Here is a 15,329-nt window from a genome sequence, read left to right as displayed (position 1 = left end):
GGGGTTCAGGGGCTCCAGACAACCCGCAATGGTTGCTGGAAAAAATAACGCACCGGCATCGGTCCGATGGCCAGGGGGGCGGAAACAGCCTCTTCCAGGGCGACCCGCTTGCCTTCACCCCGTATCAGGAGCGCCGTCAAGGCCGCTCCAGACAGGACCCGGGCACTCAGGGTCAACCTTACCGTGGATTGGGAGGGTGGTGTTGTGACCACCACCGACGGGGCATCGGCTGACAGGGCGAACGCCAGCTCGGGAGCATCCGGAAACAACGACGCCGTATGGCCATCTTCACCCATGCCCAGAACCACCACATCCGCAGGCCAATGCAGCGGGTAAAGCCGGTCAGAGGCCCGCTCCGCAGATTGCTCCGGTGACTGGTCATCCGTCTCCACCAGATCGATCAGCCGGGAGCTGGCGGCCGCCCCCTGCAACAGGTTCCGCCGAATCAGGCGGCTGTTGCGCTGGTCGCTGTCCGCGGGTACCCAGCGTTCGTCCGATGGCAGGATCGTCACCTTCTCCCAGGGCAGCGCCTGGCCGGAAAGGACGCGAAAAAAGTCCACCGGCGTCTGTCCACCGGACACCACCATCAACGCACCGCCCCGGGTTTCGATGGACTGGCGCAGACGATCCGCCACCTGCCCGGCGAGATCCCGCGCGAGTGTTTCCGAATCATTCCAGGCACAGAACGCCACCCCGGGGAGCAACGTGTGCTCAGGCGTCTTCATACCAGCTCCGGTCGTCACGGGTGATCATGGCAATAGAGGCCACAGGCCCCCAGCTTCCGGCCGAGTAGCGCTTGGGATGGGCTCCGCATTCCTCGCAGTTATCCAGCAGCTCATCAATCCAGCGCCAGGCGTATTCCACTTCATCTCGGCGTACGAACAGGTACTGGTTGCCTTTCATGACCTCCAGCAACAGCCGCTCATAGGCGTCGGGTATCCGGTCGGTATCAAAAGCCTCGGCAAATGACAGGTCCAACGGGCCCTGGCGTAGCCGCATACCGCGGCTTAGGCCCTGATCCTTGGTGAGAATCTGAAGCGCCATACCTTCATCCGGCTGCAGGCGGATGATCAGCTTGTTGTTGGCCAGATGCTTCTGGTCCGGGTCAAAAATGTAGTGTGGCGCCGGCTTGAAGTGGACAATGATTTCCGAACGTTTTTCGGGCAGCCGCTTGCCTGTGCGGATATAGAAGGGAACACCGGCCCAGCGCCAGTTTTCAATTTCCACCTTGAGAGCGACAAAGGTTTCGGTGTGGCTGTGACCCGCAGCGCCTTCCTCTTCGAGGTATCCGGGTACCGGGTGGCCATCGGCGGTGCCAGCCGTGTACTGCCCCCGAACCAGATGAGTCGGTATACGCGTCTGGGTCATGGGCGAGAGTGCCTTGAGTACCTTGACCTTTTCATCACGGATACTGTGAGAGGAAAGGTCCGATGGCGGGTCCATGGCCAGCAGACACAGCAGCTGCAACAGGTGACTCTGCACCATATCCCGCAGCTGGCCGGCACCATCGAAGTAGGACCAGCGACCTTCGATACCGACACTCTCCGCCACGGTAATCTCCATATGGGAAATATGGTTCTGGTCCCACTGGGAGGCAAACAGGTTATTGGCAAACCGCAGGGCAATCAGGTTCTGCACGGTTTCCTTACCCAGGTAATGATCAATGCGGAAGATGTTCTCCTCCCGGAACACCGACGCCAACTGATCATTGAGCTGCCTGGAGGAAGGCAGGTCATGGCCGATAGGTTTCTCAACCACCACGCGGGTATGCTCGTCACAGCTGTCGAGGTCGGCCAGGTGACTGGTAATGGTGGCGTACAGGCCTGGTGGTGTTGCGTAATACAGGATCAGGGTATTGTCCGCTGGGCCCTCGCTCCGCCATTTTGCCAGGGCTTTGTACCCCTCGGGACTGGAGAAATCGAGGTTCTGGTACCCCACCCGAGCCAGGAAACTCTCCATGGCATCCGCAGAGACCTCGTCCGGCTCCAGCTTTTCCAACAGCCGCTCTCGCACGGCCTCCCTGGCCTCATCCAGTGTGTAGTCCCGTCGCGCCAGCCCAAGGATACGGGTTCCCGGCGACAGCAAGTCTGCACGGTGCAGCTGGTACAGAGCGGGAAACAGCTTCTTCGAGGCAAGATCGCCCATGGCCCCGAACAGAATCAGGTCACAGGCAGTGTCCGGGCTCCCCATATTGGTGCTTCCTCCGGTTCAGGAACGGCAGTTGTCGCCATTTACAGCATGATCATACAAAAATCATGACAACCGTCGCCCCGATTTCCAGTTCATGGTTGAATCAGCGTATGCCCATAATAAAAAACCCGCCACCGGAACTTTCCGGAGGCGGGTTTTTTTCACTGGCGTAGTAGCGTTTCAGGCCTCAGGGGCGCTCGACCTCTGCCTGATCACGAAGCGTGCGGACATAGGCCTGATATTCCTGCTGCCCATTGAGCTGGGCCAGGAACAGACTCATGTTCTTCACATCCTCGCTACCTTCCTCGATTTCGCCATCAGTGACGCCGGACAGGGCAATAACCACCAGGTCCGTGCCATCCTCGGCGGCACCGAAACGGAACTCGCCCTCACCGGGCGCAGGCAGTGAGAATGCTTCAGCCACCACCGGCCCGGCCAGGTCGGCCTGAGCACGAACGACGTCATCGTATTCTGTCCAGCCCTCTCCCTGCGGCGCAATCTCGCCATTGCGAAGCTGGCTCAGGAGTTCCTCGGCCCTTTGCCCGAGCAGTTCCAGGGTACGCTCACGCTCAAGACGATCGCGAATCTGGTCAGCGACTTCTGCCAGGGGCCGGGGCTTCTCCGGCTGGTGCTCAGTCACACGGGCCACCACGGCTGATGTCTGGCTGACGTCAATCAGTTCGGTGTTGAAGCCGTCTTCAAGCACATCGCCGGAGAACAGCTGACGTATAAGGCCGGCATGGTCAAAGGGAGCCCTGTTATTGTCACGGGTCACTCCACTGCGGGTCTGCAGTTCCAGGTCGAACTGCTCAGCGGGGTACTCGAGATCTTCCGATGAAAAGGCCAGATCCGCCAGCTCGGTGCGCTGACGGGAAAACTCATCGCCAGCCTGGCGCCGGGCCAGCTGCGCGCGGATATCCGGTGCCTGCTCCTCGAAGCTTGGGGCGTCCCCCTTGCGAATATCCAGCAGTTTGATGAAGTGGGTACCGAATTCGCTTTCCACCGGGCCGGCCACGTCGCCCTCGTCCAGCGAAAACAGCGCTTCATCGTAGGCGCCACCCAGATCACCCTCCATCAGGTAACCCAGATCACCGCCCTGCTCCGCCGACAGCGGATCATCAGAGAACTCCCGAGCCAGTTCAGCGAAATCGGCGCCTTCCTCCAGACGTTGCTGGATGGTTTCAATACGCTCCTGGGCGTTGTCACCGTCCTCAACCAGGATGTGGGCGCTACGGCGCTCTTCCTGTGTCAGCTGGTCAGCCATCTGGTCATAACGCTGGCGCACCTCCTCTTCAGAGATCTCGATGCGATCCTGTACATCGTCCAGGGACAACACCAGGTATTCGACGTCCACCGATTCAGGCTGCATGAACTGCGACTGGTTTTCGTCGTACCACTGCGCCACATCCTCTTCGGTGACCTCAACCTGGTCAGCCACCGAGTCGCCATTCAGGCGCATCAGGCTGAAATCGCGGCTCTGGCCCTGAATGGCCAGCAGGCGGCGGGCCGACTCAGCCGGCGCGATGCCGCCACGAACCACCGCGGTGCGAATCTGGTTGCTGATATAGTCCCGTTTCAGCAATTCCCGGAATTCGGTGGGGGTCATGCCGAGGTTGCTGACAAAAGAGGTGAAGCGCTGCTGACTGAACTCGCCATTCACCTGGAACTGGGACATACCCACGATCAACTGGTCCACGCTGGCGTTGTTCAGCGCAAGGCCCTGCGCCCCTGCATCCTGGGCCAGCACTTCGGCCTGAATCATGCTTTCAAGAACATCCTTGCGGATCTGGTCCTCATCCAGCAGGGTCGGATCCGGACGTTCCATCTGCCTGAGCCGGTCCTGAGTGGCAATCTGTACCATCCGCAGGTATTCACGTTCGGTAATGTCTTCACCGTTTACCGTTGCCACTTCAGGCTCTCCACGGAAACCACCAACGATGGCATCCATGCCCCAGATGGACAGGGATACGATCAATACGGCGATGATAATCTTGGCAATGGTGCCCTGGGCATTGTCCCGAATGTCTTGAAGCATGTTCCTCCCGGATCGCTCGCACCCGTTTATACCATTGTGCTGGTACCAGGCTCGGCGTCAGGCCTCTTTTCAATGTTCGTCTGAAGAATCAGTCAGCGGGGTTATCGGAACTGCCGGGCCGAGGGAGTCTGTGGAAAGTCCCGGAACCTTCTGTTCGCAGGAGCCGGCCAACACTCGTTAACTGACTGAACGTAAAAAGGCGCACCCGGGATGGAATGCGCCTTGAATTCGAGCAGGGCGGCACTGAACAGAAAATGCCGGCACCGCCTGCCGAAGGAGTCCGTTACTTGACGGCGTCCTTCAGAGCCTTGCCTGCCTTGAACCCGGGCACCTTGGATGCCGGGATCTTGATCTCAGCGCCAGTCTGCGGGTTACGACCAGTGCGAGCGGCACGCTCTTTTACAGAGAAAGTACCAAAGCCGATCAGGGTGACCTGGTCGCCTTTCTGCAGTGCGCCTGTGATGGAGCCGGTCATGGCATCCAGTGCACGGCCGGCGGCGGCCTTGGAGATATCGGCGGACTCTGCAATTGCATCGATAAGTTCGGACTTGTTCACACTAAACCCCTTCGATTTCAGGTTGGAGAAGTTCTCGGTCTGTTTATTTTTCTGAGACGTTCCCGACTATCGCACAAGCGGTCGGAGAATGCCATTTTTCACTTTCTTTATTCCCTGCGGCTGTTAACCGGTCCACGGAATAGGTTCTGATTGCGCGGGAGCCCTTGGTATTGGCTGCTTCACGGCGAAACAGTTATACCAACGGGCTCTCCGGCATGTCAACAAAGCACGCAGCTTTTAATGTGTGTTGATCCGTTCGCCAGCGTCGCCCTCTTCATCTCGACCGGTCGTCCCCTGCCCCTGAGGGGCACTGGTGCTGGCCAGTGGCTCCGGAGTGTACTCCAGGGCGATGTCCAGGACTTCATCGATCCACTTGGCCGGGCGGATCTCCAGCGACTCCTTGATATTGTCCGGTATCTCCTTGAGATCACGAACGTTTTCATCCGGAATGATAACAGTCTTGATGCCGCCCCGATGGGCCGCCAGCAGCTTTTCCTTCAGCCCGCCAATGGGTAGTACCCGGCCACGGAGAGTGATTTCACCGGTCATGGCGACGTCTGCACGGACGGGAATTCCGGTCAGGGAAGACACCAGGGCAGTACACATGCCGATACCCGCGCTGGGCCCGTCTTTCGGTGTAGCGCCTTCAGGTACATGTACATGCAAGTCGTGTTTTTCGTGAAAGTCATCACGAATTCCGAGTCCCGGTGCGCGACTACGGACGACGGTGAGGGCCGCCTGGATGGATTCCTGCATCACATCCCCCAGGGAACCGGTCTTCACCACCCGGCCCTTGCCGGAGGTAACAGCCGTCTCGATAGTGAGCAGCTCGCCACCCACGGAGGTCCAGGCCAGCCCGGTCACGGAACCGACCTGGTTCTTTTCTTCCGCCAGACCGTACTTGAACTTGCGTACGCCTGAGTAGTCCTCCAGCAGCTCCGGCGTCAGCTCGAAAGCGGTCTTCTCGCCCTTCTCCACGTGCTCGCGAACCACCTTGCGACAGATCTTGGCGATCTCCCGCTCAAGCCCCCGCACGCCCGCCTCGCGGGTGTAGTAGCGGATGACGTCTCGCAGGGTCTGCTCCGGAATCTCGAGCTCGTTCCTTTTCAGCCCATTGGCCTTGAGCTGCTTGGGCATCAGATACTTGAGGGCGATATTGACCTTCTCGTCCTCGGTATAACCGGGGATGCGGATGATCTCCATCCGGTCCAGCAACGCCGGCGGGATGTTCATGGAGTTTGACGTACAGACAAACATCACATCGGACAGGTCGTAATCCACTTCCAGGTAATGATCGTTGAACGTGTGGTTCTGTTCCGGGTCCAGCACCTCAAGCAGCGCCGACGCCGGATCGCCCCGGTGGTCCATGCCCATCTTGTCGATTTCGTCAAACAGGAACAGCGGGTTCTTGACCCCGACCTTCGACAGCTTCTGGACCAACTTGCCCGGCAGCGCGCCGATGTAGGTCTTGCGGTGACCACGGATCTCGGCCTCGTCACGAACACCACCCAGGGCCATACGGGTGTATTTGCGATTGGTGGCGCGGGCGATGGACTGACCCAGGGAGGTCTTACCGACACCGGGAGGGCCTACCAGGCACAATACCGGCCCTTTCACCTTTTTCACACGGCTTTGAACCGCCAGGTATTCCAGGATACGGGTCTTTACCTCGTCCAGGCCATAATGGTCCTCATCGAGGATCTCACGGGCCTTCTCGATGTCATGACGGACACGGCTACGCTTCTTCCAGGGCAGCGCCAGCATCCAGTCGATATAACCACGCACAACGGTCGCCTCGGCAGACATCGGCGACATCATCTTGAGCTTGTTCAGTTCGGCTTCGGTTTTCTTGCGGGCCTCTTCCGGCAGGCCAGCTTCCTCGATCTTCTGCTCAAGCTCCTCGAAGTCACCACCGCCTTCACCCAGGGAGCCCATCTCCTTCTGGATGGCCTTCATCTGTTCGTTGAGGTAATACTCCCGCTGGCTCTTCTCCATCTGCTTCTTGACCCGTCCGCGGATTCGCTTCTCCACTTCAATCAGGTCAATTTCGCTGTCCAGCCGGCCGAGCAACAGCTCAACCCGGGTGCGGATATCCAGGGCCTCGAGCAGCTCCTGCTTCTCAGGCACCTTCAACTCCAGGTGGGCGGCCATGGTGTCCGCCAGACGCTCCACTTCATTGATTCCCTGTAGTGCGCTGGAGACCTCGGAAGGCACCTTGCGGGACATCTTGACGTACTTCTCGAATTCTTCGGTCAAGGTACGGACCAGCACATCTTCTTCCCGTTCCGGCACGGAGTCCGGCTCCAGGAGCGACGCGGTGGCCGTCAGGTAATCCCCTTCAGCCACGGCATCGATGTTGGCGCGGGCATTGCCCTCCACCAGCACCTTGACGGTGCCGTCCGGCAGCCTGAGCATTTGCAGGACCGTGGCCAGGGTACCCACGTCAAACACGTCGGACGGGCCCGGGTCATCGGTGCCAGCGTCCCGCTGTGATACCAGCAGAATTTCCTTGCTGCCTTCCATGGCCACTTCCAGGGCCTGGATGGACTTTTCACGCCCCACAAACAGCGGCACCACCATGTGGGGGAAGACAACCACGTCCCGAAGGGGAAGCATCGGGTACTCGGTACGGGTTTCGGGAGTCGGGGTCATACGGAATCCTCTGACGACGTTTCTTTCAGCATACCACCGAATATTGGGATAATTTGCGGGATTGCAATGTTTTTACAGACGGTTGCCGAGCCATACGGGATGTAACCTGGAGACACGTCACACCGTCGCAATAACAGACACAAAAAAAGGGCGTTGCCGCCCTTCTTTTGTCGTCCGGCGTGCACTGCCGTCAATCTTCCGGTACCGCCTTGGCGTGATCGCTGCTGGCGTAGATCTTGAACGGTTCGGAATCACCGTCGATCACGCTTTCGTCGATCACTACTTTTGAGACATCCGGTTCTGACGGAATCTGGTACATGGTGTCCAGCAAGGTAGCTTCCATGATGGAGCGCAAGCCACGGGCCCCGGTTTTCCGGATCAGGGCCTTGCGGGCCACGGCACGCAGGGCGTCTTCCCGGAAGTCCAGCTCCACGCCTTCCATATCGAACAGCTTCTGGTACTGCTTCGTCAGCGCGTTCTTGGGCTGGGTGAGAATCTGCACCAGGGCTTCCTCGTCGAGTTCGGTCAGGGTTGCCACCACAGGCAGACGACCTACAAACTCGGGTATCAGGCCATATTTGACCAGATCCTCGGTTTCCACGTTGCGAATGACATCGCCGGTGCTCTTGGCATCGTCCCGACTGGCAACGGAGGCCGAGAACCCGATACTGCTCTTTTCAGTACGCTCGCGGATCACCTTGTCGAGACCGGCAAAGGCACCACCACAGATAAACAGCATGTTGCCGGTATCCACCTGCAGGAATTCCTGCTGGGGATGCTTGCGGCCACCCTGGGGCGGAACCGAGGCCACGGTGCCCTCGATCAGCTTGAGCAGCGCCTGCTGCACGCCTTCACCGGACACATCACGGGTGATGGACGGGTTATCAGACTTGCGGGAGATCTTGTCGATCTCATCGATATAGACAATGCCACGCTGGGCCTTGTCTACGTCATAGTCGCACTTCTGCAGCAGCTTCTGGATGATGTTCTCGACATCCTCACCCACATAACCGGCTTCCGTCAGCGTGGTGGCGTCGGCAATGGTGAACGGCACATTCAGCATCCGCGCCAGGGTTTCCGCCAGCAGCGTCTTGCCGCTGCCAGTGGGCCCTATCAGCAGGATGTTGCTTTTGCCGAGTTCCACCTCGGCCTTGCCTTCACCATAGCGCAGGCGCTTGTAGTGATTGTACACAGCAACAGACAACACGACTTTGGCACGGTCCTGCCCGATCACGTACTCGTTGAGCGTACCGCGGATTTCCTCCGGTGTCGGCAGGCGGTCACTGGCCTCTTCCTGTGCATTTTCCTGGATTTCCTCCCGGATAATGTCATTGCACAGGTCGACACACTCGTCGCAGATGAATACCGAGGGCCCTGCTATGAGCTTACGGACTTCATGCTGGCTTTTTCCGCAAAACGAGCAGTACAGCAACTTACCGTTGTCGTCGCCCCTGCCGTTTCTTTCATCTGCCATTGAATTACCTCTGGTCTGGTTTCCGGTGCCAATGTGCGGCCTGGCATGCACCTTTACCGCCCTGATATGTAAACAAGGGTACGCGGCCACACATCCTGTCGATTACCGTCAGTATTATTTATTCGATACGCGCTTATCAAGTACGGTGTCGATAAGCCCGTATTCCTTCGCCTGCTGCGGATCCATGAAGTTGTCACGATCAGTGTCTCTGGCGATGGTTTCCAGATCCTGCCCGGTATGCTGCGACAGGATACGGTTCAGGGTGTCACGAATCTTGAGAATCTCTTTCGTATGGATCTCGATATCGGTGGCCTGGCCCTGATAACCGCCCAGCGGCTGATGGATCATCACCCGGGAATTGGGCAGGCACGCGCGCTTGCCCTCGGCGCCGCCGGCCAACAGGAAAGCCCCCATGCTGGCCGCCTGGCCCACACAAAGTGTCGCCACATCGGGCTTTACGAACTGCATGGTGTCATAGATCGACATGCCCGCCGTAACCGAACCACCCGGGCTATTGATGTACAGGTGAATATCCTTGTCCGGATTCTCCGACTCCAGAAACAGCATCTGCGCCACAATCAGGTTGGCCATGTGATCTTCCACCGGCCCCACCATGAAGATGACCCGCTCCTTCAGGAGCCGTGAGTAAATATCGAAAGACCGCTCACCGCGAGAGGTCTGTTCGATCACCATCGGGATCAAGGCGGCATTTGGGTCCATGGAAGAACCGTCAAAAGGCTTCTGGGTCATGTGTGCCTGCACTCCTTTTCGGATTCGGACTGAATGTCTCTGAACATAGAAACAGCCGGACGAGCCGGCTGTTTCTCCGGGCGGTCAGCCCGGGACAAGTGGCTGGCACTTACCCCTGTTGTTGCTGGGCCGCCTGAATGACGTCGTCGTATTTCGCTTTCTTTTCCTTAACTTTGGCCTGATCAAGCACAAAGTCAACCACCGCATCCTCAAGAACCACAGATTCGATCTGGGCCTTCTGCTCCGGATTGCTGTTGAAGTGGGTCACCACCTCTTCCGGCTGCTCGTAGGTGGACGCAATCTCGCGAATTTTCTCGTCAACCTTCTCGTCGTCCGCCTTCAGGTCGTTGACCTTTACGATTTCCTGGAAAAGCAGACCGGTCTTTACACGACGGGTTGCCTGATCCTGGAAAATTTCCTTGGGCAGCTGCTGCGGATCCATCTGGCCGCCAAAACGTTGTACGGCGTCGTTGCGCAGACGGTCGATTTCCTGGTCCACCAGCGCCTGGGGCACGTCCAGTTCAGTGGACTCCAGCAGACCGTCAACCACGTCGTTTTTTACTTTGGCAGACATGGCCTGCTTGAGTTCCCGCTCCATGTTCTTCTTCACTTCCTCGCGGAAGGCTTCCTCGGAGTCAGCCTCGATACCGAAGCGCTTGAAGAACTCTTCGTTCAATTCAGGCAACTGAGGCTCTTCAACCTTCTTGACGCTGATCTCGAACTTGGCGGGCTTACCCTTGAGTTCTTCATTGTGGTAGTCCTCGGGGAACTCAACCTCAATCTCGATATCTTCGCCGGTCTTGGCACCGACGATGCCTTTCTCGAAACCGGGGATCATCTGGCCGGAGCCCAGCTCCAGGCGGTGATCCTGGGCTTCGCCACCCTCAAAGGCCTCGCCGTCGACATAGCCCTTGAAGTCGATGGTCACGGTGTCCTTGTTCTTGGACTTGCGCTTCACTTCCTTCATGGTGGCCTGCTGGCGACGCAGGTTATCGATCATCTTGTCGATATCCTTGTCGGTTACCTCGGCAACCAGCTTTTCAACCTCAACCTTGCTCAGGTCGCCCAGCTCGATTTCCGGCAGCACCTCGAAAATGGCCACGAACTCCAGGTCCTTGCCTTCTTCCATGGTCTTGGGTTCAAACTGCGGCCAGCCCGCCGGGGATACGTCTTTCTCTTCCAGTGCCTTTACATAGCTGTCACGCATGACTTCGCCAACCACTTCCTGGCGAACACTTTCACCGAAACGACGCTTGACCACCTTGTAGGGCACCTTGCCCGGGCGGAAGCCATTCATGCGCACGGTACGCGCGGTTTCCTGAAGACGCTTTTGAACCGCCTGGTCGATTTCCTGGGCGGGCACACCAATCGTCATGCGACGCTCGATGTTTGACGTCGTTTCAACAGACACTTGCATGGAAGTTCCTCAAATTACCGGATCAATTAAGTGGATTTGGGTTTGGCTAAAATTAAAAGACGTAGTCTATCACGGAACCAACGGGGGAGAGAATCACCTGAAAAGCACGAAGGTGACTATGGGGAGCACGGGCTGGATGTTTTTGTGAACAGGATTCGGACGCCAACCGGGCCAGCTGGCTGCGCGAGCCTGGAAACCGACTCGCCCGATGCAGCATCGAACCGGGATGAATCCCGGCAGGCTCACGCAGAAACCCCGGGGGACAGGGCTTCCCAGTCAATTGGTACCGGTGGAGGGACTTGAACCCCCACGCCTTTCGGCACTTGGACCTAAACCAAGCGTGTCTACCAATTCCACCACACCGGCATGAATCATTGTCTGATTCGGGCACCCGTTGCCCGAATCAGACCTGCTCCAGTTCCGCACCTGCTTCAGGGCGTCACCGCACTATCGTATATCACCTGCCATTCCCGCGAAAAGTACGATATCAACCACGTATTCCGGACAATCAGGAAGGAAGGATCAGGAAAAGAGGGAAATGGGGTGGACGAAGGGGTTCGAACCCTCGACCGCAGGAGTCACAATCCTGAGCTCTACCAACTGAGCTACGTCCACCATAATCCTTTCAAACAACGCTCACCGGCCATACCGGATAACGCTAACCTTGCCTGCAGCTGCTTTTAAGTCTGCCTGAACGGCGAATGGCGCGCCCGGCAGGACTCGAACCTGCGACCACCGGCTTAGAAGGCCGATGCTCTATCCAGCTGAGCTACGAGCGCATGACCGTGTGCCCACCTGAACATCAGCATGGGAATGGTCGGGGTAGAGAGATTCGAACTCCCGACATCCTGCTCCCAAAGCAGGCGCGCTACCAGACTGCGCTATACCCCGAAACCTGAACAACAGATGCCTCAGCAAAGTTGGCGCGCATATTACCGGCGGATCCGGGGTGCGTCAACCTGCATCACCGCTATTTTTCTCCCCGCACCGCAGGAAGGCAAGAGGAATTGGCGCCGGATCGCTTACATGCGAGAATGCATAGCTTCCATTTTCGCATCAAAAAGACAATCACATGACCGCAGAACTCATCAAGGGAAAAGAGATCGCGGCGGGCATCCGCCAGCAGGTAGCCGCCGGTGTTGAAGCACGACGCCAGAAAGGCCTGCGGGCACCCGGACTGGCCGTGGTACTGGTGGGCAGCGACCCTGCCTCCCAGGTGTATGTAGGCAACAAACGCAAGGCCTGCGAAGCGGCAGGCATCCACTCCCTGTCCTATGACCTTCCTGCCGACACATCACAGGAAGCGCTGGAAGCCCTGGTTGACGAGCTGAACGACAACCCTGAAGTGGACGGCATCCTGGTCCAGCTCCCCCTGCCCGACCACCTGGACGACGATCCAATCCTGTTGCGCATTCGACCGGACAAAGACGTCGACGGCTTTCACCCCTACAATATTGGCCGCCTGGTCCAGCGGCAGCCGGCCCTGCGCCCCTGCACGCCGAGGGGCATCATCACCCTGCTGGACCATATCGGCACCCCCTACAAGGGCCAGCACGCGGTCATCGTGGGCGCCTCCAATATTGTTGGCCGCCCCATGTCCATGGAACTGCTGCTCAAGGGTGCCACCACCACCGTCACGCACCGTTTCACCAAAAACCTGGAAAAGTTTGTCGGTGAGGCCGACATTCTGATCGCGGCTGCCGGCAAGCCAGGGCTGATCAAGGGCGAATGGATCAAACCGGGCGCCACCGTTATCGATGTGGGCATCAACCGGATGGAGGATGGCAAGCTGCGCGGCGACGTGGACTTTGAGGCGGCCTCAGAGCGCGCTGGCTACATTACGCCGGTACCTGGTGGCGTAGGCCCCATGACCATCGCCACGCTACTGCAGAACACTCTGTATGCAGCGAACGTTCTCCATACGGACGACTGAGCCTTGAGGTTGTAGGCCGAAGCCTCAGACCACACCACCTCCCCAAAAATAAAAAACCCCGAACGGCATAAACCGAACGGGGTTTTCTGAATCAGTTCAGACTATTACTGCCCGAACTTCTCCTTGGCCTTCAGGCGATAGGCGTGCAGGAGCGGCTCGGTGTAGCCGTTCGGCTGCTCGCGGCCCTTCAGAATCAGGTCTTTGGCGGCCTGGAAAGCAACGCTGTCATCAAAGCTGGGTGCCATGTTGCGGTACGTGGGGTCTGCCTCGTTCTGGCGATCCACCACTGCCGCCATACGCTCCAGCGTCTTGACGATCTGGTCTTCGCTGCAGATGCCATGGTACAGCCAGTTGCACAGCAACTGGGACGCAATCCGCAGCGTGGCACGGTCTTCCATCAGGCCTACATCGTTAATGTCAGGCACCTTGGAGCAGCCCACACCGTGGTCGATCCAGCGCACCACATAGCCGAGGATGCCCTGGGCGTTGTTGTCCAGCTCTTCCTGGATTTCACCTTCTGACAGCGACTTGGGATCGTCCATCACCGGCACGGTCAGGATGTCTTCCAGAGCGGCACGCTGACGGCTTTCCAGATCTTTCTGCACGTCCGCCACGCTCACCTGGTGATAGTGGATGGCGTGCAGGGTAGCCGCGGTCGGCGACGGAACCCAGGCGGTGTTGGCGCCAGCTTTCGGATGGCCAATCTTGGCTTCCAGCATACCGGCCATCAGATCCGGCATGGCCCACATGCCCTTGCCGATCTGGGCGACACCACGGAAGCCGGTCTCCAGACCGATATCCACGTTCCACTGCTCATAGGCCTGAATCCAGGTAGCCTGCTTCATCGGCCCCTTGCGGATGAACGGGCCCTTTTCCATGGAGGTGTGGATCTCATCACCGGTGCGATCCAGGAAGCCGGTGTTGATGAACACGGCGCGCTCCTTGGCGGCATGGATGCAGGCCTTCAGGTTCACCGTGGTACGGCGCTCCTCATCCATGATGCCCACCTTCAGGGTAAAGCTCGGCAACCCCAGGGCATCTTCCACCTTGCCGAAGAACTCATTGGTAAAGGCCACTTCTTCGGGACCGTGCATCTTGGGCTTCACGATGTACACGGAGCCGGTGGTGCTGTTCTGGTATTTGCTGTCGCCCTTGAGGTCGTGAATGGCGATCAGCGAGGTCAGCAGGCCGTCCATCAGACCCTCAGGCACTTCGCTGCCATCCTTGAGCAGGATAGCCGGGTTGGTCATCAGGTGACCCACATTACGCACGAACATCAGGCTGCGGCCCTTCAGGCTCAGCTCACTGCCATCGGCAGCGGTATAGGTGCGATCAGGGTGCATGCGACGGGTCATCATCTCGCCGCCCTTCTGGAAGCTCTCTTCCAGGTCACCCTTCATCAGGCCCAGCCAGTTGCGGTAGGCCAGGGTCTTGTCGTCCGCATCAACGGCAGCAACAGAATCCTCACAGTCCATGATGGTGGTCAGCGCGGACTCCATCAGCACGTCTTTCACGTGGGCGCCATCGTCCTTGCCAATGGGATGAGTGGCGTCAACCTGGATCTCGAAGTGCATGCCGTTCTTCACCAGCAGGATGCCGGTGGGCTCGCTCTCGGCGCCGGTGTAGCCGGCAAATGCGGACTCGTCCTTCAGACCGGTGCTTTTACCGTTCTGCAGCTTGACCACCAGTTTGCCGCCTTTGACCAGATACTGGGCAGCATCCTTGTGGCTGCCGGAAGCCAGCGGAGCGGACTCATCCAGCAGGTTGCGGGCAAACTCGATAACCTTGGCGCCACGTACCGGGTTGTAACCGGGGCCTTTCTGGGCTCCGTCTTCCTCGGAGATGGCATCGGTACCGTAAAGGGCGTCGTAAAGGCTGCCCCAGCGTGCGTTAGCAGCGTTCAGGGCAAAACGACCGTTCATCACCGGCACCACCAGCTGCGGACCAGCCATGGTGGCGATTTCCGGGTCAACGTTGGAGGTGGAAATCTTGAACTCACCCGGCTCGTCCACCAGGTAACCGATCTCCTTCAGGAACGACTTGTACTCGTCCATGTTGAAGGGCTGACCCTTGTGGTTGCGGTACCAGCCGTCCATTTTTTCCTGAATATCGTCACGCTTGGCAAGCAGCTCCTTGTTACGGGGCGCCAGCTCGTGGACGATCCGGTCAAAATCGGCCCAGAATTTGTCTGCGTCGACGCCGGTTCCCGGGATCGCTTCGTTGTTCACGAAATCGAACAGGTTCTTTGCGACCTGCAGGCCGCCGACTTGCACGCGTTCTGTCATCGTTGTCTGCCTCAGTGTTGTCTGTATTCCCTAAGAG

General features: G+C 58.5%; 10 protein-coding genes and 4 tRNA genes. 1 reads left to right on the top strand and 13 read right to left on the bottom strand.

All coding sequences use genetic code 11. The features are described 5' to 3' along the window. Window positions 1-5: 5 nt before the first annotated feature. From pgl to ACFOZ5_RS06510, 12 genes are all read right to left on the bottom strand, one after another. Window positions 6-725: a 6-phosphogluconolactonase gene (pgl, locus tag ACFOZ5_RS06565; RefSeq protein ID WP_379886220.1), complete on the bottom strand. Its 720-nt coding sequence runs from the start codon at window positions 723-725 to the stop codon at window positions 6-8. Then, complete coding sequence (gene zwf / locus ACFOZ5_RS06560; protein ID WP_379886219.1) at window positions 712-2,190, bottom strand: glucose-6-phosphate dehydrogenase; 1,479 nt, start codon at window positions 2,188-2,190, stop codon at window positions 712-714. The genes pgl and zwf overlap by 14 nt, the downstream gene beginning before the upstream one ends. A gap of 187 nt (window positions 2,191-2,377) precedes the next feature. After that, the gene (locus tag ACFOZ5_RS06555) at window positions 2,378-4,225 is read right to left on the bottom strand and encodes a SurA N-terminal domain-containing protein (RefSeq protein ID WP_379886218.1); all 1,848 of its coding nucleotides are present in this window, start codon (window positions 4,223-4,225) and stop codon (window positions 2,378-2,380) included. 283 nt (window positions 4,226-4,508) lie between these two features. Then, on the bottom strand, window positions 4,509-4,781 hold the full coding sequence (locus tag ACFOZ5_RS06550) for an HU family DNA-binding protein (RefSeq protein WP_189573490.1): 273 nt from the start codon (window positions 4,779-4,781) through the stop codon (window positions 4,509-4,511). A gap of 237 nt (window positions 4,782-5,018) precedes the next feature. Continuing rightward, window positions 5,019-7,433, bottom strand: a complete 2,415-nt coding sequence (gene lon / locus ACFOZ5_RS06545) for an endopeptidase La (protein ID WP_379886217.1) — start codon at window positions 7,431-7,433, stop codon at window positions 5,019-5,021. Between the two features lie 190 nt (window positions 7,434-7,623). Beyond that, complete coding sequence (clpX, locus tag ACFOZ5_RS06540; RefSeq protein ID WP_379886216.1) at window positions 7,624-8,907, bottom strand: ATP-dependent Clp protease ATP-binding subunit ClpX; 1,284 nt, start codon at window positions 8,905-8,907, stop codon at window positions 7,624-7,626. Between the two features lie 114 nt (window positions 8,908-9,021). Next, window positions 9,022-9,657, bottom strand: coding sequence for an ATP-dependent Clp endopeptidase proteolytic subunit ClpP (clpP, locus tag ACFOZ5_RS06535; RefSeq protein WP_379886215.1), 636 nt, complete (start codon window positions 9,655-9,657; stop codon window positions 9,022-9,024). A gap of 109 nt (window positions 9,658-9,766) precedes the next feature. Continuing rightward, window positions 9,767-11,074 carry a trigger factor gene (tig, locus tag ACFOZ5_RS06530; RefSeq protein ID WP_379886214.1) on the bottom strand — a complete coding sequence of 436 codons (1,308 nt, stop codon included), beginning with the start codon at window positions 11,072-11,074 and terminating at the stop codon, window positions 9,767-9,769. Window positions 11,075-11,355: 281 nt separating this feature from the next. Then, window positions 11,356-11,440, bottom strand: a tRNA-Leu gene (locus ACFOZ5_RS06525). A gap of 173 nt (window positions 11,441-11,613) precedes the next feature. Next, a tRNA-His gene (locus ACFOZ5_RS06520) sits at window positions 11,614-11,689 on the bottom strand. 87 nt (window positions 11,690-11,776) lie between these two features. Continuing rightward, window positions 11,777-11,853 (bottom strand) — tRNA-Arg (locus ACFOZ5_RS06515). Between the two features lie 35 nt (window positions 11,854-11,888). Next, window positions 11,889-11,965: transfer RNA gene (locus tag ACFOZ5_RS06510), tRNA-Pro, on the bottom strand. 181 nt (window positions 11,966-12,146) lie between these two features. Between ACFOZ5_RS06510 and folD the strand changes: the two genes are divergently transcribed. After that, window positions 12,147-13,007, top strand: coding sequence for a bifunctional methylenetetrahydrofolate dehydrogenase/methenyltetrahydrofolate cyclohydrolase FolD (folD, locus tag ACFOZ5_RS06505; protein ID WP_379886213.1), 861 nt, complete (start codon window positions 12,147-12,149; stop codon window positions 13,005-13,007). A gap of 104 nt (window positions 13,008-13,111) precedes the next feature. On the opposite strand, the gene ACFOZ5_RS06500 is transcribed toward folD, so the two are convergent. Further along, window positions 13,112-15,292: a malate synthase G gene (locus ACFOZ5_RS06500; RefSeq protein WP_379886212.1), complete on the bottom strand. Its 2,181-nt coding sequence runs from the start codon at window positions 15,290-15,292 to the stop codon at window positions 13,112-13,114. Window positions 15,293-15,329 lie beyond the last annotated feature (37 nt).

The organism is Marinobacter lacisalsi (assembly GCF_042651045.1).
Lineage (GTDB): Bacteria > Pseudomonadota > Gammaproteobacteria > Pseudomonadales > Oleiphilaceae > Marinobacter > Marinobacter lacisalsi.
This window is presented reverse-complemented; position numbering and strand designations above follow the sequence as displayed.

Bases quoted from the DNA above. Each gene is read 5' to 3' on its own strand.
- lon (WP_379886217.1), bottom strand. From the start codon at position 7,433: ATGACCCCGACTCCCGAAACCCGTACCGAGTACCCGATGCTTCCCCTT.
- ACFOZ5_RS06555 (WP_379886218.1), bottom strand. From the start codon at position 4,225: ATGCTTCAAGACATTCGGGACAATGCCCAGGGCACCATTGCCAAGATT.
- ACFOZ5_RS06500 (WP_379886212.1), bottom strand. From the start codon at position 15,292: ATGACAGAACGCGTGCAAGTCGGCGGCCTGCAGGTCGCAAAGAACCTG.
- zwf (WP_379886219.1), bottom strand. From the start codon at position 2,190: ATGGGGAGCCCGGACACTGCCTGTGACCTGATTCTGTTCGGGGCCATG.
- folD (WP_379886213.1), top strand. From the start codon at position 12,147: ATGACCGCAGAACTCATCAAGGGAAAAGAGATCGCGGCGGGCATCCGC.
- tig (WP_379886214.1), bottom strand. From the start codon at position 11,074: ATGCAAGTGTCTGTTGAAACGACGTCAAACATCGAGCGTCGCATGACG.
- clpP (WP_379886215.1), bottom strand. From the start codon at position 9,657: ATGACCCAGAAGCCTTTTGACGGTTCTTCCATGGACCCAAATGCCGCC.
- clpX (WP_379886216.1), bottom strand. From the start codon at position 8,907: ATGGCAGATGAAAGAAACGGCAGGGGCGACGACAACGGTAAGTTGCTG.
- pgl (WP_379886220.1), bottom strand. From the start codon at position 725: ATGAAGACGCCTGAGCACACGTTGCTCCCCGGGGTGGCGTTCTGTGCC.